The organism is Albidovulum sp., assembly GCF_049646345.1.
GTDB lineage: Bacteria > Pseudomonadota > Alphaproteobacteria > Rhodobacterales > Rhodobacteraceae > Albidovulum.
Map to the genome: position 1 here is coordinate 1 of NZ_JBARVQ010000773.1, position 1,704 is coordinate 1,704.

3 protein-coding genes are annotated in these 1,704 nt (G+C 62.3%); 2 read left to right on the plus strand and 1 reads right to left on the minus strand.

The features are described 5' to 3' along the window. Positions 1-150: 150 nt before the first annotated feature. Positions 151-1,014: a helix-turn-helix domain-containing protein gene (locus WBB85_RS20320; protein ID WP_432640404.1), complete on the minus strand. Its 864-nt coding sequence runs from the start codon at positions 1,012-1,014 to the stop codon at positions 151-153. A gap of 100 nt (positions 1,015-1,114) precedes the next feature. Between WBB85_RS20320 and WBB85_RS20325 the strand changes: the two genes are divergently transcribed. Further along, positions 1,115-1,318, plus strand: a complete 204-nt coding sequence (locus WBB85_RS20325) for a DUF2061 domain-containing protein (RefSeq protein WP_432640405.1) — start codon at positions 1,115-1,117, stop codon at positions 1,316-1,318. Continuing rightward, the coding region (locus WBB85_RS20330; protein WP_432640406.1) for a fatty acid desaturase at positions 1,311-1,704 on the plus strand (394 nt) is incomplete at its 3' end. The genes WBB85_RS20325 and WBB85_RS20330, both read left to right, overlap by 8 nt.

Sequence of the window (1,704 nt, forward strand, 5' to 3'; positions counted from 1 at the left end):
TGAGGTCAGAGGGGCTTTGCGGGCATAAAGCACCCCGAATACGGGTCGTTGCGCCACCCCACGGGCAGGCGCTCGCCCGGCTTACGTAGCGCGTCCCAACGACCGCAATGGGCTCCAAGCGAGAAACTGAACTTGGACACCGCCGCCCGATCAAAGCCCGGCTTCCTGCGCCAACGCATCAAGATGTGTGGGGAAATCCCGCGCGCCCAGGTCTGCCTCACGCACCAGCCAGTCGAAATGCGCCGAGAAGCTGGTGACGCGGGCCGAGTCGCGAAAGGCGATGTAGTGACGGCCGAGATAGAGGACGGCGAGGAGGGGCCCGAACACCGTCACCGGAGCGGAAAAGACCCGCCGCGCATCGAAGAGGTAGATGCGAAGCGCCGGGTAGAGCTGGGCGTAAAGCGCGCGCAGACGCGCCACCTGTTCGGCGCGAATATCGGCGGGCAGGCCGCGATAGTAGCCCTCGGCCCGGATGAAGGCCGCTAGTTCATGCACCGGCAGCGCGATCTCATAGTCCGAGCCTGACCGCGCCATGAGGCTCAGTCGATCCTCGGACGCGCCGATCGCCTGATCGGCGGTGCGGCCGAGTTGCGGTTCATATTCCCAGCGCAACATCTCACGGGTCTTCAGCATGTCGGGCAAAGTCGCAGGGACATGACGGATCTTGTAGCCCGCCGCCTCCTGATGCCAGCAAAAGATCGTCTCGTCGATCAGGGCGCGCGGCGCTTCGGTCATGGTCAGCGAGGTCGCCAAAAGATCCGCCAGCCGCTCGGGGCGTTCGGTCAGGCCCAGCAGCCAGTCAGCCGAGACGTCGAGCGCCGTTGCGCATTCGGCCACGACCTGCGCGTTGGGCAGCCGCGCGCCGTCGCCTGTCAGCAGTTGCGAAATGGTTGAGCGGTCCACCCCGATCCCCCGGGCAAGGCCGCTTTGCGTTGCGCCCTTTTCGCCCATCGACTGGGTCAGCCGGTCCCGGAACAGGGCGGCGCGGTCGCGTTTGTCGATAATTATGCGCATAGCGTTTATAAAAACACATTTGATGAAAAATGTTAATCATATTCGGAATTCGCAATTCCGGCCCGCTCAGCTTTCCTGATCACGGGGAAAAGGTGCGGGAATGGATACGGGAAAACGGACGGTACTGAAGGCGGTTCTCTGGAACCTGCTCGGACTTGCGATGATGGCGCTGGTCGGGCTGGCGATGACTGGATCGGCGGCATTGGGTGGCGCCATGGCGCTGGCCAATACGCTCATCGGGTTGATCTCATACATCCTTTACGAACGGCTCTGGTCGCGCATTTCGTGGGGCCGCAATGTCTGAGCGGCGGCGCGGTATCGAATGGCCGACGCTGGCGCTGATCTGCGGATGTTACGTGGGGTGGGCGTTCGCAACCATGGTGCTGACGAACATATCATTGCCGCTCGCCTATCTTGCCCTGACATTTCTCATCACCTTGCATTCATCGCTTCAGCACGAGGTGCTGCACGGACACCCGTTCCGCACGCGCGCGATGAACGAAGCACTGGTCTTCCTGCCGCTCGGGCTGTTTTACCCCTATGGGCGGTTCCGCGATCTGCATCTGGCGCATCACCGCGACGAACGGTTGACTGATCCTTACGACGATCCTGAATCCAACTATCTCGATCCGGTGATCTGGGTGGGCCTGCCACGCTGGCGGCAACACTTGCTTCGGGCCAACAATACGC